The sequence below is a fragment of the Chitinophaga hostae genome (assembly GCF_018224885.1).
GTDB classification, from domain to species: Bacteria; Bacteroidota; Bacteroidia; order Chitinophagales; family Chitinophagaceae; genus Chitinophaga; species Chitinophaga hostae.
Window position 1 is genome coordinate 813,601 of sequence record NZ_JAGTXB010000001.1, and the last position, 20,092, is coordinate 833,692.

Consider the following 20,092-nt stretch of genomic DNA (forward strand, 5'->3'; position numbering starts at 1 on the left):
GCTTATAGCACCACCTTTTCCATACCTGTGCTCCTGGAGCCTTTGATCAGTATATGGGCGTGCTGGAACTGCTGTTGTTGGAGCCATTTTCCGGCCTCTGCGGAGTTTTCCAGGAAGATGTAGGGATGCGTTACCTTTTTAAAATCACCGCCCACCAATACTACGGCATCCCAGTGTGTGCGTTCCAGTAAGGTAACGAGGTCCTGGTGTTCTTTGATGCTATCTGTTCCCAGCTCCATCATAGCGCCGAGCAACAGTATTTTTTTATCGGCCTGTATGCCGGCAAAATTTTCGATGGCCGCTTTCATGCTGGAGGGATTGGCATTATAAGCGTCCATGATAATGGTATTGCTGCCTTGCTGTATTACCTGTGAGCGGTTATTGGAGGGTATATAACTGGCAATAGCCGGGGCGATATCTTTTTCCGGTACGCCAAAGTGGGTGGCTACTGCTACCGCTGCCATTACGTTCGGGAAGTTGTAAGCGCCTACCAGCTGTGTCTGGATAAATCCTACCTGGCTGTTACCGTTTACCTGGACGGCCAGGAATGCCGTGTCGGCAATGGCTTCGCCTGTATAATTGGCATGGGCGCTGCCATAGGTAATAATATGCGGGATGCCCTTCGCCATTTCTGTGAGGTAACCATAGTCGTTGCATACAAATACGGTCCCATTGTTGGCCCGTAAGAAGTCATAGAGTTCGCCTTTGGCTTTCTTCACCCCTTCTTCGCTGCCAAATCCTTCCAGGTGCGCTTTCCCGATGTTGGTGATGATACCATGTGTGGGCAACGCAATTTTGCAGTAACCGGCTATTTCCAGTTGGTGGTTGGCGCCCATTTCTATTACTGCTATTTCCACATCGGGTTGTATACTTAAAATAGTAAGCGGAACCCCGATATGATTATTGAGATTGCCAATGGTGGCATAAGTTTTTAACCCGGCAGATAAAGCCGCATTGATCAGTTCTTTCGTAGTGGTTTTACCGTTAGTGCCGGTAATGGCCAGGAAAGGAATATTCAATTGTTGACGGTGTTTTAAAGCCAGCTGTTGCAAGGCTTCCTGGGCGTCATCTACCAGCATCATTTTTTCCGGAACGGTAAAATAGGCAGCTTCATCCACTACTGCGTAGGCAGCGCCCATCTCCAGTGCTTTGGCTGCAAATTCGTTACCGTTAAAATTGCCGCCCTTCAGCGCAAAGAAAATATCGTTGGCTTTCAGTTTGCGGGTATCGGTTTGTACCGAGCGATGTTGCTGGTAGATGCTGTATAGTTGTTCAATATTCACGGTCGTTACTTGTTTGATGCAAAAATAAGTGGTTAATCATGTAATATAGCAGAATTTTATCCCTGTTTAGAGGCAACCAATTTAAATGCTATCCCGTATAACACTATCAGCAATCAAATTTTGAAAAACCTATGACAAGGATTAGTTTTTTTTTATTGGCCATGCTGCTGTTTGCTGCCTGTAAAAATGATCAGGCCCCTGCGCCTGTAAGCGGTGGTGTAAACTGCGATGTTGCCAAAATTACAACAGCTTACGTATTTGCTACGATACAGGCAAACTGTAGCTCCCGCGGCTGTCACCCGGGTGGCAACTCGCCCACCGTGGCAGATTTTTCTACCGCAGAAAAATTAAAGGCTTACATCAATACGCACCGGTCAGTCTTCGATTTACGTGTTACCGGCCCACAGGCAGATATGCCACAGTCGATGGGATATCCCGCGCTTTCACAGGGAACAAAGGATTCTATTGCCTGCTGGATCGCGCACGGACTTCCCGATCAATAATTTAAAAAGAGATAAACATGAAATACTGGCTGCTTTTTATGAGTGCATGGCTGGCTGTGTCCACTGCTGATGCGCAGGAGCTGTACTCCTGCAAGAATACCCGTTTATCCTTTTTTTCTTCTTCTCCCCTGGAAGATATTGAAGCAAAAACAGATAAGGGTGCGTCTGCCATCAATACAAAAACAAAAGATATTTTCTTTAAAGTGCCTATCAACTCTTTTCAGTTTAAGAAAAAACTGATGCAGGAGCACTTTAATGAAAACTACCTGGAAAGCGATAAATACCCCTTTGCAGAATTTAAAGGTAAGATCAATGACTCACCGGAATTCAGCAAAAATGGCACCTACCCGGTTACGGTAACGGGTACACTGAGCATCCATGGTATTGATAAAACCTATACGGCGAAAGGAACCATTACCACGCAGGGAAGCAACATTACGGTGAACTCCACCTTTAATGTTCGTGTAGCCGACCACGGTATAAAAATTCCGTCGCTGGTGGTACAAAATGTGGCCGAAGTAGTAGCCGTAACGGTGAATGCCATCTATACTCCTTACAGTAAATAATAGCATTATTCATGAAGATAGTATCAACCATACTGTTGTGCTGTATTATCAGCACGTACGCACAGGCTCAGGGCCTCGACAAGCTTTTTGACTCTACAACTGCCACGCATACGCGCGTACGGGATACTTATAAGTCTACCCGCATCGTGCAGGGACAGTCCACCGAAATGCTCCGCAAACATGAGCTGGATTTCCGTGTAGCGCATCGTTTTGGTGATGTTGGCGGCGAATTCGGTGGTAGCAAAACCTTCTTCGGTACCGATAACTCTACTGATATCCGTATTGCTTTTGAATATGGCATCAGTGATAACCTGATGGTGGGCATCAGCAGAAGTAAGGGGGGCGGGGATTTGCAGCAGTTGTATGAAGGGTTGATTAAATATCGCTTCCTCCAGCAAACCACCGATGACCATGTACCCGTATCGCTGGCCGTATTTGGTAATGCGGTTATCAGCGGTATGACGTCCAGCACGGATAAAACGGCGGCTTCCCATTTTGAAGACGGGTCAGACCGGTTAATGTATGTGGCACAAGCGCTGGTATCAAGAAAATTTGCCAATAGATTGTCCCTGACCCTGGCGCCTACCTATGTACACCGCAACCACGTGGCGTATATGGATGTAAACAACCTGTTTGCACTGGGCGCCGCGGGCAGGCTCAAACTGAGTAAGCGCCTGGGATTGCTGGCAGAATATTATTATCCCTTCCGCAGCCAGGAAAGTAAGGACTACTTCAAGGCTACCAAGGGCATTACTTTTTATAACCCGCTGGGGCTGGGCCTGGAAATAGAAACCGGCGGCCACGTATTTAGCATTACCTTTACCAACTCCACTTCTATACTGGAAAACCAGTTTATTCCTGAAACCACCACTTCGTGGTTGCAGGGACAATTCCGCTGGGGATTCAATATTTCCCGTAGATTTACGTTATTCGGGAAGAAAGATTGGAAAAAATAAGATGCCGCATACGTGAAAATTCATGGTTGGCCAAAGTAGCTGCCCGCTTTATGCGGGTACAGTCTGTAGCCATGGTCCTGGGACGCACTATACACCTGTATGGAGCGTCCCGGGAACGTTTTTTATCGGATATCCCGTGGATGCGGCACGAGGCTTGCCATGTGAAACAATACCAGCAATTTGGTTTTTTAGGTTTTTTATGGAGATATTTTGCAGAATACCTGCGCAAAGGCTACTATAACAACGCGCTCGAGGTAGCGGCAAGGGCATCCGAAGGGGACCCTGCCATCCTGGACAATATCGAAATAATCTAAAGAATCGTTAAAGTAGGGCTGATATCAGATTTTTTCCAGCCACTGGTTTTATTTTTCTTATTTTTACGTTAAAGGTTGATTTTATGGTTAAGAAGGTAACAGAGGGCATCACCATCAGCGTGGAAACATTCTACCAGCCGGATTATTCAAATCCTATTGGAAGCGAATTCATGTTTGCTTACCGTATTACCATTGAGAACAATAACACATTCCCCATTAAACTGCTCCGCCGGCATTGGTATATTATCGATTCCAACGGAACACACCGTGAGGTGGAGGGAGAAGGTGTGGTAGGTGTTCAACCATTGCTGGCCCCCGGTGAAACATACCAATACGTCTCGGGATCCAATCTTCGTACGGAGATAGGTAAGATGTATGGTACTTATCAAATGGAGAACCAACTGGATAAGAAGATCCTGGAAGTAAAAATCCCGGAGTTCCAAATGGTGGTTCCTTTTAAATTGAATTAATTCCGTCTTCGTTTAGCCTGTAATCCTTATCGGGGCCTGTACTTCGAGGCTTTGAAAATTTCCGTCACGTTTTTCGATTCCATCAGTTGCTGCAAGGTCATCTCCTTGTGCTCACCCATATACTTTTTTATGATCTGCCATCCAACAAAATTGGCAATTTTACCGGGAGCACCCTCGGGCATGCCCTGTGTAGAAGGGCCATCACCAATAAAATGATTGATCTGCTGCCAGTCGCTGGAATATACCAGGTTGTTCTGTACAAAAAACTGCCAGATCATTTGCTCGTTTGCCCGGCACCAGTCCAGCTGGTCTTTCGTATAGCCCAGCTTGATAGTATCCGGCGTTCCGGGTAATACCTTATCCAGGAAATACTGTTGCTTACCGGCTTCCATCATCTGTTCCAGCAGGTTGCCATTTTTCCGGGCAGGTGGATACAGCTGTTGCTGGATCACCTGCATACAGTTAACAGCAATATACTGTGGTGCAAAGCGGTGGATCATATAATCAGGGTAGTCGGGGATCAGTGCATAGGGTGGAAAATCTTCTCCCATATACATATCCAGCCCGATACCCAGTATTGAATCGACAGTAATGGCACCATAATTGGCTATCCCGGAAATAAAAGTGACTACTTTAGGCGGCCGAAACGAAGGGACATAATATTTAATATACCGGAAACACTGTGCCAGCTCAGTCTTTACCTGTTCGCCGCTGCCGTATTTTGCGGATACCGACTTTTCCAGCTGCCTGAAATCAGGGGTGGTCAAGAACAGGCGGAGCTGCTGTTGCACCGCTGCACTGCTGTCGGAATATGCGCCCAGGTTCATAATATCCGTGATATACAGCGGCAGGAATACCGGGTAATCTGTATGCAGCTTTGTCAGCCCCGGCCGGATATTGTTGGTGTCTAAGGTGAAAAGGGCGGAGTCAAAACGAGACAGACTAACGGTCATGGGTATATGACTCACATCTGGCGTTCTGGTTCCGGAATTGCAGGCTGCAGCGCCCAACAGGGCAGCAAGACAACTTATCAGCAGGGTATATTTATTAATGTAACTTTGCATCGCTCTTAAAACTCATCTAAGGTAAAATTATTATTTACCTTGTATTATAAAAAATTATGAACTAGCATCATCTATGAAGAAGATCATCATTTTGCTGACTATCATGGGAATGGCGAAGGTTAGCATGGCACAGGAAGGCTATCAGGCGTTCAGAAGTAAGGTGAAACTGGGATTTACCATCAATCCGCTGGTATCTGTCCTTAAACCGCAGGAATCGGGGGTGAACCGTAACGGCGCCAGGTTAGGACTGAATTTTGGGCTGATGGCAGACTTTAACCTGAATGAAAGAGGCACTTATGCGCTGTCGTCGGGATTCCAGGTACTGCTGGCCGGCAGCAAACTTAAATATGATGCTGGTAAAGGGCTGAGCGATTATAGGGCCAATCCGGCTGAGTATAACATGAAACTTACTTATATTGAAATACCGGTGGCGCTGAAGCTGAAAACCTCGCCGGATGAAGGCGGAGTCGGTTTCTGGGGACAATTTGGTACTTACCTGGACTTCCCGGTAAGCGGTCGGGCAAACGTGGTGACCACCAACGGATCGGTGAACCAAACCTTTGACCGGGTAAACATACTGCCCGAAATGAATCGTATCAACATCGGCATGCTGCTGGGAGCAGGTATAGAATACCCGCTGGGTGGCAATCTTACCGGTCTTGCCGGCATCACCTATCAAAATGGATTTATAGACGTAACCCGTAATGGTAAGTGGAACGACGGAAGGGTAAATATGAACAGCTTTGCGTTGAGACTGGGAGTGTTTTTCTAGCTGTTAGGCATTAGCTTTTAGCTGTTAGCTAATGGCGAAGGGATAGCAGCGAAGAAGGTATTTTTAATACTAGCGAAGGAATAACAGCGAAGGCAGACGTTTTTTAATATCAGGCAGTGGCTTTTTGCTTTCGGCTTTCAGCCTTCTGCTCCATCAAAACAGGATTATTTTTTTTATGAATATTATACTGGCACAGCAGAATTATCATATTGGCAATTTTGAGAAAAACATCGCCAAAATCATTGAAGGAATCAACGCTGCAAAAGCCCAGGGGGCGGACCTCGTGGTATTTTCCGAATTATGTGTTTGCGGATATCCTCCCCGTGACTTCCTTGAGTTTGAAGACTTTATTGCGCAGAGCTATCACGCCATTGATGTGATAAAAGCGCATACAAAAGATATTGCGGTATTGGTGGGCGCTCCTGCCCGCAATCCGCAACGGGAGGGCAAAGATTTGTTTAATGCCGCCTGGTTCTTATATGAAGGCGAAGTAAAGCAGGTAGTACATAAAACATTATTGCCTACCTACGACGTGTTTGATGAGTATCGTTATTTCGAGCCGGCCTACGAATGGAACATCATTCCCTTCAAAGGTAAAAAGCTGGCGGTAACCATTTGTGAAGATATCTGGAACCTGGGAGATAACCCCTTGTACCGCATCTGCCCGATGGATCAGCTGATTGCCCAGGAGCCGGATGTGATGATCAATATTTCCGCCTCTCCGTTTGATTATGATCATGATGAAGACAGGAAAGAGATTATTCTCGCCAATGTATTAAAATATAAGATTCCCATGTATTACTGCAATACGGTGGGGTCCCAGACGGAGATTGTGTTTGATGGCGGTTCCCTGATTTATGATGCAAAAGGCAATATCGTAAAGGAACTTCCCTACTTTGAGGAAGCGATGGGTGGTGTTGCCCTGGAAATGCTGACAGGCAGTGATTTACAGCCAGTGGCACCAACAGACTTTACCCCATTGACCGAGCTGGTATTTGATCATAATATTGACCGCATTTACGATGCACTGGTGATGGGAATCCGTGACTACTTCGGGAAAATGGGCTTCACTAAAGCTATCCTGGGATCTTCCGGCGGTATCGACAGCGCTGTTACCTTAGCTATTGCCTGCGATGCGCTGGGGAAAGAGAATGTAAGGGCCATACTGATGCCATCTCCCTACTCTACCAGTCATTCAGTGGATGATGCGGTGGCTTTATCTGAAAACCTGGGTAACCCCTACGATATTATCCGCATCAATGATATTTACGAAGCCTTCCTGGCCACGCTGGATCCGTATTTCAAAGGATTGCCCTTTAATGTGGCAGAAGAAAATACCCAGTCCAGGATACGCGGTAACCTGCTGATGGGACTGTCTAATAAATTTGGATACATTCTCCTGAATACTTCCAACAAAAGCGAGTTGTCTACCGGTTATGGTACCTTATATGGAGATATGGCCGGAGGATTGTCTGTTTTGGGAGATGTGTATAAAATGCAGGTATACTCACTGGCCCGTTATATTAACCGGCAACAGGAAATTATACCGGTCAATATTATTGACAAAGCGCCTTCTGCGGAGCTTCGTCCTGATCAGAAAGACAGCGACAGTTTACCGGATTACGCCATCCTCGACAAAATCCTTTACCAGTACATTGAGCGCCGTCAGGGTCCTCGTGAAATAGTAGCAAAGGGTTTCGATTCCGCTTTGGTTTCGCGGACCTTAAAAATGGTTAACACCAATGAGTACAAGCGAAATCAGTTTTGCCCTATTATACGGGTATCGTCTAAAGCCTTTGGTGTGGGGCGCAGAGTGCCGATTGTTGGGAAATATTTAAGCTGAGCAGAAAGCAAAAGGCAGAAAGCAAAAGCTACCCAAGCGCAGATTATCCGCTATCCTAGCTTTTTGCTTTCAGCTTTCAGCCTTCCGCTATTTTAATATCTTTGCTAAAATTTGATCAAACAACATGTTACAAGTACCGTTTATACGTCAAAATAAAGAATTAGTATTAGAGCGCCTGGCTTTCAAGAACTTCAAAGAGCTGGAAGTAGTGGAAGAAGTGCTGGCGCTGGACGACAAGCGTAAGAAATTAACCCTTGAATACGATGACACACAGGCACAGGTAAACAGCTTATCTAAGGAAATAGGTAAGTTGATGGCCCAGGGTAAGAAAGAGGAAGGTGAGGCGCAACGTGCTGCAGTAGCAGCGTTGAAAGAGCGCCTGGGACCTGTAAACGATGAACTGAATGCAACAGAAAAAGCATTGCACGATGCACTCGTAAAGCTGCCCAACCTGCCCGCTGCCATGGTGCCTGCTGGTAAAACGCCGGAAGAAAACGTGGAAGTGCGGAAAGGCGGTAAAATTCCGGACCTGTATGATGGCGCGGTTCCTCACTGGGACCTGGCCAAACAGTACGATCTGATTGACTTTGAATTGGGTAATAAAATTACAGGCAGTGGTTTCCCCGTTTTCAAAAACAGGGGCGCCCGTTTGCAACGCGCACTGATTCAGTACTTCCTGGACTATAATACCAGCAACGGTTATACAGAGTATGCACCTCCCTACCTGGTAAACGAAGCATCTGCCTATGGTACCGGTCAGCTGCCCGATAAAGAAGGACAGATGTATCATGCCACGGAAGACAACTACTACCTTATTCCCACAGCCGAAGTACCGGTGACCAATATTTACCGGGATGAGATTTTGAAAGATACCGACCTCCCGGTGAAAATGACGGCCTATACGCCTTGTTTCCGCAGGGAAGCGGGTTCTTATGGTAAAGATGTACGCGGATTAAACCGGGTACACCAGTTTGATAAAGTAGAAGTGGTGCAGCTCGTACATCCTGATAAATCTTTTGAAGCACTGGGTGAAATGGTGGCTCACGTAGAAGCACTGCTGAACCAGCTGGAACTGCCTTATCGTATCCTTCGTTTATGTGCAGGCGATATGGGCTTTACTTCTGCGATCACTTACGATTTTGAAGTTTACAGCGCCGCCCAGCAAAAATGGCTGGAAGTGAGCTCTGTCAGCAACTTTGAAGCCTATCAGACCAACCGTATGAAAATACGTTTCAAGGAAAACAATGGTAAACCACAGTTGCTGCATTCCCTGAATGGCAGCTCCCTGGCATTGCCGCGTATCCTGGCCTGCCTCCTGGAAAACAACCAGACCGCTGAAGGTATACAGATACCTACCGTGTTGCAGAGCTATTTCGGCAGCCGGATGATATAAAGCAATTATGCGGATTTTGTCTTGCCCAGGATTAGACTGATTTTGATGATTAAAGGATTTTATTTTTATTTAAAAGATTAAAAAGATTTTAGAAGACATAAGCGAAAACCCACATTCATCTTCCAAAATCATCAGAAAAAAATCATTTAATCATCAAAATCAGTCTAATCCTGGGCAAGACAAAATCCGCATAGTTCTTCTCAAAGCGCCCGCTCTCATGAAACACTTTTTGCCCAACGGCGACGAACTCATCATTCGCCCTCCCGGAATCAATGATGCCGCAGCGCTGCTTGCCTGCTTTCAGCGCCTGACAAGGGAAACGGACTACCTGCTTTTTACGCCGCAGGAGTCGTTGGAGCTGGATGTGCCTTCTGAAGAAGATTATATTCAATCCTATATCGATAACCCTTACCAGCTCCTGCTGGTAGCCGTTGTAAATGACCGTATTATTGGATCGGTGAACTTAAACCATAGCGGTCTTCAAAAAAAAGGACATACCGTTGAAATGGGTATTGCGGTGGAAAGCGAGTGGAATAATATGGGCATAGGCCGCCGGCTTATTACCGCTATGTTGCGCTGGGCAGATGAAAAGCCCTGGCTTCACCTCATCTATCTGCACGTTTTTTCTCCCAACGAAAAGGCCATGCAGTTATACCGTAACTTTGGATTTATGGAATGCGGAAGGCTGCCACAGAGCATCCGGCAAAAAAACGGGTCCTATGCTGACCTGGTAACGATGTACCGGCAGGTAAAACCGCTGCCTTAATTTCTCCGGAATACTTTTAATTTTAAGCTTTAAACAACACCGCATGGACCGATATGACCGTCAGACCCGGTTGGAAGGATTTGGACCGGAAAAACAGGCTTTACTGCAACAGGCGAAGGTGCTGGTAATAGGCGCCGGCGGACTTGGTATCCCCGTATTACAATACCTCACCGCCATGGGCGTAGGTACCATCGGTATCGTGGAGCATGATACCGTAAGTATTACCAACCTGCAACGACAGGTACTTTATACTACCGCCGATCAGGGAATGTCTAAAGTAAAGCTGGCAGCGACCCGCCTGCAACAGTTAAACCCGGAAGTTAAACATATTAAACACGATACCTGGCTCACCACCGATAACGCGCTGGAGCTGTTTCGCAGCTACGATGTGATAGTGGACTGCTCTGATAATTTCGGTACCCGCTACCTGGTAAACGACGCATGCGTGATTACCGGTAAACCACTGGTGTATGGCGCCATTTATAAATACGAAGGACAGGTAAGTGTATTTAATTACGAGAACGGGGCTACCTATCGCTGTATTTTCCCGGAGCCGCCGGAAAGCGGTGAAATGCTTAACTGTAACGATATTGGTGTGTTAGGCGTACTGCCTGGTATTATTGGTTGTTACCAGGCCAATGAAACCGTGAAAGTAATTACAGGCATAGGCACTCCGCTGCGTAACCAGTTAATGACGATAGACACCCTGCATAATACCCAACTGGTATTTAATATCACTCCCGTAGCTGCCAACCTGCAATTGACCGCACTTCAAGCCGACTATGAACAAACCGTATGTGAAGTACAAGGTGTGCAATCCTTATCAGTACAGCAATTGGAGGAGTGGTTGAAAAACGGTAACCGCTTCACGCTGCTGGATGTGAGAGAAGATGATGAATGGGAAATCTGCCATATTCCACAATCCCTGCATATCCCGATGGCGCGTGTATTCCAGCAGGCAGATAAGTTGCCCGCCGACGCGCCGGTAGCGGTGCTTTGTCATCATGGCATGCGCAGCCGGGCCGTGGCCCAGCGTTTAACCACACTTGGCTTTAAAAAGGTATACAATATAGAAGGCGGCATCCATGCATGGGCCAGTGCCATTGATGACCAGATGCAAACTTACTAACCATGATCACAGAACTCTGTTTACTTTTTTTCCTGGTAGCGCTGGCCTATTCTGCTGCCGGCTTCGGCGGAGGTTCCAGCTACCTGGCCATCCTGGCGCTTTGGAGTGTGGACTTTCAACTGATGAAATCCACGGCACTATTATGTAATGTGGCTGTTGTGATTGGAGGTGTTTATCATTTTTACAGAAGCGGGCACCTGCCATTGAAAAAAGCGTGGCAGCTATCGTTGATCAGCGTGCCGCTGGCTTTCGTTGGCAGTTACCTGCCATTGAAACAGGCAACCTTTTTCCTGTTATTGGGTGTTGCGCTGACACTAGCCGCGCTGGTCATGTGTTACCGCCTGTTTTTTGAAAAAGAAGAACCGATTATTCCTGCTGATAAAGGCAACGGGGTGGCGTATGGTGTGATTGGCGGAGCCATTGGTTTGTTGTCTGGTATGACGGGCATAGGCGGTGGTATCTATTTGTCGCCCGTATTACGTTTGGGTAAATACGATACGGCGAAGAACATCGCCGGTTTGAGCAGCTTTTTTATCCTCGTGAATTCCATTGCCGGCTTATGCGGGCAGGCAGCGAAACAGGCGATTATATTTGACTGGAAGTTTACCGGACCGCTGTTGCTGTCGGTAGTTATCGGCGGACAGATAGGCGCACGCATGAGTGCAAAAGTGTTGAAACCCAGATGGGTGGCAGGCGCCACAGCGGTATTGATTTTATATGCCGGGGTGAGAATGCTGTTGAAATAAAAAGAGAATAATTTTCGCGGAGCAATGTTAGCCTCCTATTACCGACATGCTCTCCATATTTTTTTCGGTATGATGCTGCTCCGCCTCAAAGCCATTGGCAAAGCGGCCGTGTATAGCGGTTTGTATGGCCGGCAGTAATAAATGTTGTTGGGTATTTTGTTGCAGCATTCCTTTTACATTCAGCACATCGTTGCCATACAGGCATGTTTTCATACTACCTGTGGCGGATATACGAAGACGGTTGCAGGTGCCGCAGAAAGTGCGGCTATAGGCGGGAATAACACCTATATTGCCGCGGTGGCCCGGAATATGGTAGTTCAGAGAAGTGGAATGCGGGGCGTCTGCTATTTTTTCCAGCGTATATACATCGCTGATAGTATCCAGGATTTTGTGATAGTTCCAGGTGATACCTGAAAACGTATGCCCCTGACCGTTAAAAGGCATTTCTTCTATAAACCGTACTGAAAGCGCATGATCGCGGGTGAGTTCGGTAAAGGCGGTGAGTTCATCCGTATTTACATTTTCCATCACTACAGCATTGATCTTTACCTGCATGTTGTGTTGCAGCAGGCTTTGGAGTGTATCCATTACCGTAGTGAATTTGTTGCGCCGGGTGATCTGGAAAAAGCGGTCGGCCTGCAAGGTATCGAGGCTCAGATTGATATTGTTGATGCCGAGCTGTTGTAATGCAGGGATATAAGACTTTGTAAGTACGCCGTTGGTGGTGATGGCGATTTCGCTGATACCGGGTATAGCTTTTATTTTTTCCAGGAGCGCCATTAAACCGGGGCGGAGAAAGGGTTCGCCGCCGGTGATTCTCACTTTGGAAATGCCTGCAGCGCCCAGTATTTGCAGCAGTGTTAATATTTCAGGGTCGGTCAGTAATTCTTTCCGCTGTACAAAATGCATATTTTCCGGCATGCAGTAGGTGCACCGCAAATTGCACCGGTCTGTAACCGACAGTCTGACGTAATCTATGATACGATGGTGGGCATCCGTGAGCATTTATCAACAATTTTGGCCTGCCAGGGGATTATCGAATGCCTGGCTATCATCCTCGTCTCTCTCTGTAAGGCATTTAAAATCCTTTTCTACCAGCACATGCAATTTTGATCCATCGTCATTGGGAAGGGTGAATTCAAACCCTACCTGGTCAGGTGCATACCAGGCGGTCAGGCGCGGCTGCGGAACTAAAAGATGTACGCCGTCGTGCTCCAGTTTGATAATGGGATCGGTAATTTCTTTTCCACGAAGACAGAAATGAAGGGTACCCGTACCTATATGGGTGATAGATTCTACCTTGCCGGTATTTTCCAGGAGTTCCAGGTCTGTTTTGTCCAGGCGGTATCTTATGCTGTTGCCTTTTAGCCGTATTTTCATAAAAAATGATTTTTCTGCCACATTAAAATTACTACTTTATAGGGCTATATTGTAGTTTTAACCAACAATTTAATAGGTATGGGAATATTATTGTTTGGTGCAGCAAAGGATATTGCGGGTGTGCCGGTGTTGGAAAAGCCTGCGCATATAAGCGATGTGGCGGCATTGAAGGCATGGCTGTATGAGGTGTACCCTTCACTGCAACAATTGAAATCCATGATGATAGCGGTTAACAGGGCTTATGCAACAGATGAGCAAACAATCAGTCAGCAGGACGAAGTTGCGGTGATACCGCCGGTAAGCGGCGGGTGATAAAACGCATAGAAGTTTAATATCAGGAGGTTATAGTAATAAGAAGATGGAAATATTAATAAATATTAAAGAAACCATTACTGTGCAGGAAGCACTTGACTTCATACAGTCGCCGGAGTGCGGTGGGGAGGTTATTTTTGCCGGTACGGTACGTAATCATACAAAGCAACGGGAAGTATTGAAGCTGTTTTACGAATGTTATGAGGCGATGGCGATTTCTGAAATGCAGAAAATAGCGGTAAAGGTGCAGGAGAAGTGGGCGATACAGAAACTGGTGATGCTGCATGCCGTTGGCGATAAATATCCCGGAGACCTGGCAGTGGTGATAGCGGTGGCTTCCGCCCACCGTGGTATTGCATTTGATGCGTGTGAGTATGTGATCGACCTCCTCAAAGAAACGGTACCTATCTGGAAAAAAGAGTTTTTTGCAGATGGAGAAATTGTCTGAGCCGGCCATGGATCGAAGTGCTGGCCGGTTGCAGTGCCTTAGCGCGCTTGTTTATAATCTCAAATTCGATAATACTTCTGCTTTTTCTTCCGGTGTATTTGCATTGAATTGTTCCGTTGCATAAGGATTTTCCAGCAACGTGATCGTTGTGCTCAGCATGGTTTTGCGGGGACAGTTCTTTCCCGCAGTGACGTTTTCCTGCAGCATTGCCAGGCCTGCCGGTTCCCAGATAGCAATCAGTGGTTCGGGCAGCTGGTTGACCGGACTTACAAAGGTGGTAGCGGCCGTAGTTGTATTCCGCGACCGGATGAGCAGCTCAAGACTTTGTTTACTGAGTAAGGGCAGATCGCAGGCGAGTACCAGCCAGGCGGTTGCCGGTTGCAATGCATGTGCGCTGAGTAGTCCGGCAGACGGGCCGCCGAAGGGAACATTATCCGGCACCAGGTTAGGATAAGCTGAAAAGCCGGGGACCTGTTCCGGGCGGCAGGAAATGTATACTTCCGGCAAAAAGGACTGCAACAGGCTTACCAGGTATTGCCATTGCGGCATGCCATGATAGGCAATATTGCTTTTATCTTCCTGCATCCGGGTGCTGTGGCCGCCGCAGAGCACCAGTCCTTTTAATGTTGCGGGATTATCTTGTGTAGTCATGTTTGCCTCCTGTTTTGCTGATCAGTTTGGTTTCCCTGATAACCATCTCCTGTGTAAGCGCTTTACACATATCATAAATGGTCAATGCCGCCACGCTGGCGCCGGTGAGCGCTTCCATTTCCACGCCTGTTTTGCCCGTTGTTTTAACGGTGCAGCGGATCAGGGCCTCTTCTCCATCCAGTTGTATTTGCACATCGCAGCCATCCAATAGTAAGGTATGACAAAGCGGAATGAGTTCGGGCGTTTTTTTTGCCGCCATGATCCCGGCAATGATGGCGGTTTGAAATACGCCACCCTTACGGGTTTGGATATCCCTTCCCTGGAACTGGTCGCGCACCGGCTGAGGTAAATATACACGACTCTCGGCAACGGCTATACGATAAGTATCCAGTTTACCACTGATGTCAACCATGGCAGGTTGACCGCTTTCGTTCAGGTGAGAAAAACCACCACTTGATTCATTGGACATAAAAGCATAAATTTAAACAAGTTCACCTTTTACAAAAGTAATTCAAAATGATGTTGACTGTAGCTGCTGCATTTAAGGCCGTTATGCAAACTGTACGGGACCTGGGTACTGAAACGGTGCCTTTTGAAACCGCTACCGGCCGTATTTTGCGGGAGCCTGTACTGGCCGACAGGCCATTCCCGCCGTTTGACCGTGTAACCATGGATGGCATTGCTGTAAGCTACGACAGCTTTGCCCGCGGGCAGCATATTTTTGGCGTGGAAGATATACAGGCTGCGGGAACGCCGCAGCTGCAGCTTTCCAACACCGCCAATTGTATAGAGGTGATGACAGGCGCCATTCTCCCTGAAATGACCGATACGGTGATCCCTTATGAGCACCTCACCCCCTCTGAGCATGAAGGCTTCCGGCGTTTTACGGTACATAAGTCCGTGAAATATGGACAAAATATTCATAGGAAAGGGTCGGATACAGACATTGGCGCTGAACTGATAAAGCCCGGAACGCTGATCGGACCTGCAGAAGCCGGGGTACTGGCCACAGTAGGCAAAACCAGGGTGCGGGTGAGCAAACAGCCCCGGGTAGTATTGATTGCTACCGGCGATGAACTGGTACCCGTGCATGCCACCCCGGAGGTGCACCAGGTACGCATGTCGAATGTATACAGTATGCTGGCCTCCCTGGAACACATGGGAATTAAAGCCAGCTATGTACATCTGAAAGATGAAGAAGAAGAAATGCGTGCGCAGCTGCAGGCAATGCTGCAGGACACGGACATATGGATCAGTTCCGGAGCAGTGAGTGCAGGCCGGTTTGATTATCTCCCGGAAGTATTACAGCAACTGGGTATGCAACAGGTGTTTCATAAAGTGCAGCAACGGCCGGGGAAACCCTTTCTGTTTGGCACTTTTGAAAATGGCCCGGTAGTGTTTGCATTGCCCGGTAATCCTGTTTCGGGTTTTATGTGTTTTTACCGCTACGTGCAGCCATGGATTCAAGCTGCCACAGCGGCCGTTGTGAAGGAACCGGAGTATGCGGAACTGGCACAGAAAGTTATTTTTGATGCGGAACTCGAATATTACTTGCCGGTAAAACTGCATTCACAACCCGATGGTAGGGTTATTGCCACACCTCAGCCCTATCAGGGCTCCGGCGACCTGGGAAGCCTGCTAAAAGCAGATGCCTTTTTAACCCTGCCGCTGGAAGAGAATGTTTTTGAGAAAGGAAGTTGCTACCAGGTATGGCGGTTTCGCTAGAAAATTGCCGGAAATTGATCATGTAGCCCGGAGGAATATCCCCCGTTCGTTAAACCCGCCGTTCATTTGGCAGTCTTATCATAAACAAAATACTTATGGCTGAAGTTGCCCGCAAAATTGAGCTGCAACATCTGGCCTGGCGCGCTGGCTTCGGAGAAACCCTCCCAGTCATCTCAGATTGGGAAAGCAGAAGGCGAAAAGAAATCGTGAATAAAGTGCTTATAGGGCCCACCAAAAAACCGGCTGCATCGGTAGATGTAGTGGCTGAAACTGACCTTCCGGACTACCGGAAGCTTAAAACAATGACGCCGGAGGAAAGAAAAAATGTGCAGAAGATGAATACCGAGGGCATTAAAGATCTTAATGTTTCCTGGGTAAATGCGATGATCAGCAGCGAGCACCCGCTGCGGGAAAAAATGAGCCTTTTCTGGCATGGACATTTTGCTTGCCGCACTCAGAATGTATTATTTAATCAGCAACTGCTTTCCGTTATCCGCAATAATGCATTGGGTAGTTTTCGTCACTTGCTCAGCGGTGTCTCCAAATCTCCTGCGATGCTGCAATTCCTGAATAACCAACAAAATCGTAAACAGCATCCTAACGAAAATTTTGCGCGGGAGGTCATGGAACTGTTCACCATGGGCAGGGGGAATTATTCGGAAACAGATGTGAAAGAAGCCGCCAGGGCTTTTACAGGATGGGGATTTGATGAAGCAGGTGCTTTTGTATTTCGTGATAAACAACACGACGACGGCGTTAAATCATTACTGGGTAAGCAAGGGAATTTTGATGGAGATGCTGTTATAGAAATCCTGCTGGAGCAAAAACAGACAGCCAGGTTCATTACTGCAAAAATCTATAAATACTTTGTGAGCGATATCCCGGATGAAGCGAAAATAAACGCATTGTCTGATAAATTTTATCACTCCGGCTACGATATAAAATCGCTGATGCGGGAAATCTTTATGGCCGACTGGTTCTACGACAGCAGTATTGTTGGCAACCGCATCAAACCGCCGGTGGAGCTGCTGGTAGGCATCCGCAGGACCATCCCCATGAGTTTTGAAAAAGAAGAAACGATGTTATTGTTTCAGCGGGTGCTGGGTCAGTTACTCTTTTATCCGCCCAATGTAGCCGGATGGCCCGGTGGACGCAGCTGGATAGACAGTTCCAGCCTGATGTTCCGCCTGCGGGTACCACAGGTGATCCTGTATTCCCAGGCATTTAATGTGATGCCTAAAGAGTTGACACCAGAAATGGGAGAAGGCAGCAATTACAAAATGACCTTGCAGATTAATGATTTTCTTAAACGGCAATTCGCAAAAAAAGTAAATGCCACCATCGACTGGAATCCCTATATAAAAGGGTTCAGCGAAGTGCCCAGGGAAAATCTGGCCAATGAAATCGCAGGAATATTGCTGCAGCAATCCAACAACAATATCAACCGGCAACTGCTCGAAAAATACGCAGACAGCAGTACCCGGGAAAATTATATTAAAACGGTTACCATCGATGTGATGAGTACACCGGAATATCAACTGAGCTAGCTTTTAGCCATTAGCCATTGGCTTTTAGGTGTTCGAAGGTGAGAGAGGTTGCTGAGAAGAATGGAAAAGCAGAAATGCTATAGTTAGTTTTTAGGCATTCAAACATCAATAGACTTACGAAAAGGAAAAAGGCTGTGCTATATTTATTATTCGCTGTTATCTCAACTTTGCTAAAAGCTAAAAGCTAACAGCTAACCGCTAACCGCTATTGCTAATCTCTTCTATATGCTAATCCTCAACAGACGTCGTTTTTTACAGATAGGTTCGCTGGCATCGGCAGCGATCATGATGCCAAAATTCCTGAAAGCGCTGGAAAGGGGCGCACTAGTGCCTCCCGGCAACAAAGTGCTGGTGATCATACAACTATCCGGCGGCAACGACGGATTGAATACCATTATACCCTATCGAAACGATATTTACTATAGGTCGAGGCCGGCGTTGGGCATAAAAAGAGAAGAGGCGTTATCGCTCAACGATGACCTGGGCATACACCCGGCATTAAAAGGATTGAAAGCCCTGTATGATGACGGGTCGCTGGGTATTCTCAATAACGTAGGATATCCGAATCCGGACCGTTCGCATTTCCGCTCAATGGACATCTGGCATTCGGCGAGCCAGGCCGATCAATATTGGTCTGATGGCTGGATTGGCCGTTACCTTGATGCACAGTGCAAAGGTTGCGACCGGCCCACGCAGGCGCTTGAAATAGACGATACACTGAGTCTTGCATTGAAAGGTAACAACGACAAGGGACTCGCGGTAACAGATCCGGCCAGGTTGTTTGGCACCAGCAATGATACGTATTTTAAGGACCTGTTAACCCAGCACCCTGGTGGTGATGATCATCACAGCAATGTGGACTATCTATACAAAACAATGGGCGAAACCATTTCATCTGCCGCCTATATCCAGCAACAATTTAAAACATACAAATCTGCGGAAGCATATCCCAATACAGAGCTGGGGCGTAACCTGCGTACCATCGCTAACCTGGTGATGTCCGATATCAACACAAAAGTATATTATGTGTCGCATGGCAGCTTTGATACGCATGTGAATCAGCAGGATCAGCAGGCCAAACTATTTAGCCAGTTGAGCGACGCCCTCACGGTATTTACCGGTGATCTGAAAAAGAATAACCGTTTCCAGGATGTAGTGGTGATGACCTTCTCCGAGTTTGGCCGCCGGGTAAGCCAGAACGCCAGCGGTGGCACAGACCATGGCACCGCCAACAATATGTTTTTAGTAGGTGGAGGTTTGAAGCAACCCGGACTTATAAACGAAGGACCTGACCTGATGAATCTGAAAGATGGAGATCTGCAATATAAAGTAGACTTTAAAAGCGTGTATGCCACCCTGCTAAATAAATGGCTGGGCGCTGATGACCGCGAAATCCTGCGGCAGCAGTATCCGTATATGGAGTTTGTTTAATGCAGGTTTTGTCTTGCCCAGGATTAACGGTGATTATGATGATTTTCAGGATTTTATTTTTAGTGATTTAAAAAGATTAGCGAAGATAAAAGCGGATACAATACTCGCTTCTATCTTCGCTAATCTTTTTAAATCTAAGAAAATTAAAAAAATAAAATCCTGAAAATCATCATAATCACCGTTAATCCTGGGCAAGATAAAATTCGCTCTACTGGCTGATCTGCGTTACCGTTGCCCTGAAAGCGCCATCCCTGGTGCCTCTGGGTCCGCCGGAACCGTTTGTATCCTTGAGAGCACCGGAAAAGGTGCCTTCTACTGTAACATTATCTATGTGTGTGATAGTGATAAAAAAGTCGGCGCTGCCTTCGGAAGTAAGGGTGGTATAAGTGCTGGCAAGCATCATGAGCATACCATTGCCGGTTTTGGTAGCGGCATATACACCTGGTGTGAAAGGCAGGGCGGGCGCAACTAACCTCAGAGATATCTGGTCACCGTTATAGCTCTGACCGGTTATCTCCATTTTGGGATAGTCGTTATTCGGATTGGTGTCGGTAAGGTCTGGTACATAAATAGTGCCCTTGGGGCTTTCAGAAAGATAGACCTTGTTGTCGAGCTTCATCGATATAAAGGTGCGTTTTCGGCTATCGTCTTTACTTTTTTCGCAGGAAATACCCAGCAGTGTAATGGCGCCGAGCAAGGCGGTAACTAATATACGCATAGGTTATATTATATATAGTTTTAATTATTCGGCGACTAAATTAATCATTTTAAATACAAAAACGGATGCCGGTAT

23 protein-coding genes are annotated in these 20,092 nt (G+C 46.9%); 16 read left to right on the forward strand and 7 right to left on the reverse strand.

Annotated elements, in window-relative coordinates; translation table 11 throughout:
• Window positions 1-2: 2 nt before the first annotated feature.
• Entirely contained in the window at window positions 3-1,283 is a 1,281-nt protein-coding gene (locus tag KE626_RS03380; protein ID WP_211971460.1) for a UDP-N-acetylmuramoyl-tripeptide--D-alanyl-D-alanine ligase, read from the reverse strand.
• Window positions 1,284-1,414: 131 nt separating this feature from the next.
• Between KE626_RS03380 and KE626_RS03385 the strand changes: the two genes are divergently transcribed.
• The 5 genes from KE626_RS03385 (at window position 1,415) to apaG (ending at window position 4,092) form a co-directional block, all read left to right on the forward strand.
• On the forward strand, window positions 1,415-1,786 hold the full coding sequence (locus KE626_RS03385) for a hypothetical protein (protein WP_211971461.1): 372 nt from the start codon (window positions 1,415-1,417) through the stop codon (window positions 1,784-1,786).
• 17 nt (window positions 1,787-1,803) lie between these two features.
• Window positions 1,804-2,352, forward strand: coding sequence for a YceI family protein (locus tag KE626_RS03390; protein WP_211971462.1), 549 nt, complete (start codon window positions 1,804-1,806; stop codon window positions 2,350-2,352).
• Window positions 2,353-2,363: 11 nt separating this feature from the next.
• Window positions 2,364-3,308 carry a DUF5777 family beta-barrel protein gene (locus KE626_RS03395; RefSeq protein WP_211971463.1) on the forward strand — a complete coding sequence of 315 codons (945 nt, stop codon included), beginning with the start codon at window positions 2,364-2,366 and terminating at the stop codon, window positions 3,306-3,308.
• Entirely contained in the window at window positions 3,296-3,622 is a 327-nt protein-coding gene (locus tag KE626_RS03400; protein WP_211971464.1) for a DUF4157 domain-containing protein, read from the forward strand. Before KE626_RS03395 ends, KE626_RS03400 begins: the two co-directional genes overlap by 13 nt.
• Before the next feature lie 83 nt (window positions 3,623-3,705).
• A complete protein-coding gene (gene apaG / locus KE626_RS03405) occupies window positions 3,706-4,092 on the forward strand; it encodes a Co2+/Mg2+ efflux protein ApaG (RefSeq protein WP_106526994.1) in 387 nt (128 codons plus the stop codon).
• Window positions 4,093-4,118: 26 nt separating this feature from the next.
• Here the strand turns inward: apaG and gldB are convergent, their stop codons facing one another.
• Window positions 4,119-5,156 carry a gliding motility lipoprotein GldB gene (gene gldB / locus KE626_RS03410; RefSeq protein WP_211971465.1) on the reverse strand — a complete coding sequence of 346 codons (1,038 nt, stop codon included), beginning with the start codon at window positions 5,154-5,156 and terminating at the stop codon, window positions 4,119-4,121.
• A gap of 73 nt (window positions 5,157-5,229) precedes the next feature.
• On the opposite strand from gldB, the gene KE626_RS03415 reads away from it, so the two are divergent.
• The 6 genes from KE626_RS03415 to KE626_RS03440 all read left to right on the forward strand — a co-directional run bounded on the left by KE626_RS03415 (window position 5,230) and on the right by KE626_RS03440 (window position 11,805).
• Window positions 5,230-5,928, forward strand: a complete 699-nt coding sequence (locus KE626_RS03415; RefSeq protein ID WP_211971466.1) for a porin family protein — start codon at window positions 5,230-5,232, stop codon at window positions 5,926-5,928.
• A 175-nt stretch (window positions 5,929-6,103) separates the two neighbouring features.
• Window positions 6,104-7,771: an NAD+ synthase gene (locus tag KE626_RS03420; RefSeq protein WP_211971467.1), complete on the forward strand. Its 1,668-nt coding sequence runs from the start codon at window positions 6,104-6,106 to the stop codon at window positions 7,769-7,771.
• A 124-nt stretch (window positions 7,772-7,895) separates the two neighbouring features.
• Window positions 7,896-9,164 carry a serine--tRNA ligase gene (gene serS, locus KE626_RS03425; RefSeq protein ID WP_211971468.1) on the forward strand — a complete coding sequence of 423 codons (1,269 nt, stop codon included), beginning with the start codon at window positions 7,896-7,898 and terminating at the stop codon, window positions 9,162-9,164.
• 217 nt (window positions 9,165-9,381) lie between these two features.
• Window positions 9,382-9,930, forward strand: coding sequence for a GNAT family N-acetyltransferase (locus KE626_RS03430; RefSeq protein ID WP_211971469.1), 549 nt, complete (start codon window positions 9,382-9,384; stop codon window positions 9,928-9,930).
• Between the two features lie 43 nt (window positions 9,931-9,973).
• Entirely contained in the window at window positions 9,974-11,059 is a 1,086-nt protein-coding gene (locus KE626_RS03435; RefSeq protein WP_211971470.1) for a HesA/MoeB/ThiF family protein, read from the forward strand.
• Between the two features lie 2 nt (window positions 11,060-11,061).
• Window positions 11,062-11,805, forward strand: coding sequence for a sulfite exporter TauE/SafE family protein (locus KE626_RS03440; RefSeq protein ID WP_211971471.1), 744 nt, complete (start codon window positions 11,062-11,064; stop codon window positions 11,803-11,805).
• A 27-nt stretch (window positions 11,806-11,832) separates the two neighbouring features.
• Here KE626_RS03440 and moaA read toward each other — a convergent pair whose 3' ends face one another.
• Window positions 11,833-12,810, reverse strand: a complete 978-nt coding sequence (moaA, locus tag KE626_RS03445) for a GTP 3',8-cyclase MoaA (protein ID WP_211971472.1) — start codon at window positions 12,808-12,810, stop codon at window positions 11,833-11,835.
• Between the two features lie 3 nt (window positions 12,811-12,813).
• Window positions 12,814-13,185 carry a DUF7009 family protein gene (locus tag KE626_RS03450; RefSeq protein ID WP_211971473.1) on the reverse strand — a complete coding sequence of 124 codons (372 nt, stop codon included), beginning with the start codon at window positions 13,183-13,185 and terminating at the stop codon, window positions 12,814-12,816.
• Between the two features lie 78 nt (window positions 13,186-13,263).
• Here KE626_RS03450 and moaD point away from each other — a divergent pair, with 78 nt between their 5' ends.
• The gene (moaD, locus tag KE626_RS03455; protein ID WP_211971474.1) at window positions 13,264-13,497 is read left to right on the forward strand and encodes a molybdopterin converting factor subunit 1; all 234 of its coding nucleotides are present in this window, start codon (window positions 13,264-13,266) and stop codon (window positions 13,495-13,497) included.
• 46 nt (window positions 13,498-13,543) lie between these two features.
• A complete protein-coding gene (locus KE626_RS03460; protein WP_211971475.1) occupies window positions 13,544-13,945 on the forward strand; it encodes a molybdenum cofactor biosynthesis protein MoaE in 402 nt (133 codons plus the stop codon).
• 51 nt (window positions 13,946-13,996) lie between these two features.
• On the opposite strand, the gene KE626_RS03465 is transcribed toward KE626_RS03460, so the two are convergent.
• Both KE626_RS03465 and moaC read right to left on the reverse strand, forming a co-directional pair.
• Window positions 13,997-14,596: an NTP transferase domain-containing protein gene (locus KE626_RS03465; RefSeq protein WP_211971476.1), complete on the reverse strand. Its 600-nt coding sequence runs from the start codon at window positions 14,594-14,596 to the stop codon at window positions 13,997-13,999.
• A complete protein-coding gene (gene moaC / locus KE626_RS03470) occupies window positions 14,580-15,065 on the reverse strand; it encodes a cyclic pyranopterin monophosphate synthase MoaC (RefSeq protein ID WP_211971477.1) in 486 nt (161 codons plus the stop codon). Before moaC ends, KE626_RS03465 begins: the two co-directional genes overlap by 17 nt.
• A gap of 47 nt (window positions 15,066-15,112) precedes the next feature.
• On the opposite strand from moaC, the gene KE626_RS03475 reads away from it, so the two are divergent.
• The 3 genes from KE626_RS03475 (at window position 15,113) to KE626_RS03485 (ending at window position 19,299) form a co-directional block, all read left to right on the forward strand.
• Window positions 15,113-16,321, forward strand: coding sequence for a molybdopterin molybdotransferase MoeA (locus KE626_RS03475; protein ID WP_211971478.1), 1,209 nt, complete (start codon window positions 15,113-15,115; stop codon window positions 16,319-16,321).
• A gap of 95 nt (window positions 16,322-16,416) precedes the next feature.
• Window positions 16,417-17,868 (forward strand): DUF1800 domain-containing protein, encoded by a 1,452-nt coding sequence (locus tag KE626_RS03480; protein ID WP_211971479.1) that lies wholly within the window; start codon window positions 16,417-16,419, stop codon window positions 17,866-17,868.
• Between the two features lie 225 nt (window positions 17,869-18,093).
• Entirely contained in the window at window positions 18,094-19,299 is a 1,206-nt protein-coding gene (locus tag KE626_RS03485) for a DUF1501 domain-containing protein (RefSeq protein WP_211971480.1), read from the forward strand.
• A 208-nt stretch (window positions 19,300-19,507) separates the two neighbouring features.
• Here KE626_RS03485 and KE626_RS03490 read toward each other — a convergent pair whose 3' ends face one another.
• Window positions 19,508-20,017 (reverse strand): hypothetical protein, encoded by a 510-nt coding sequence (locus KE626_RS03490; protein WP_211971481.1) that lies wholly within the window; start codon window positions 20,015-20,017, stop codon window positions 19,508-19,510.
• Window positions 20,018-20,092: the final 75 nt, after the last annotated feature.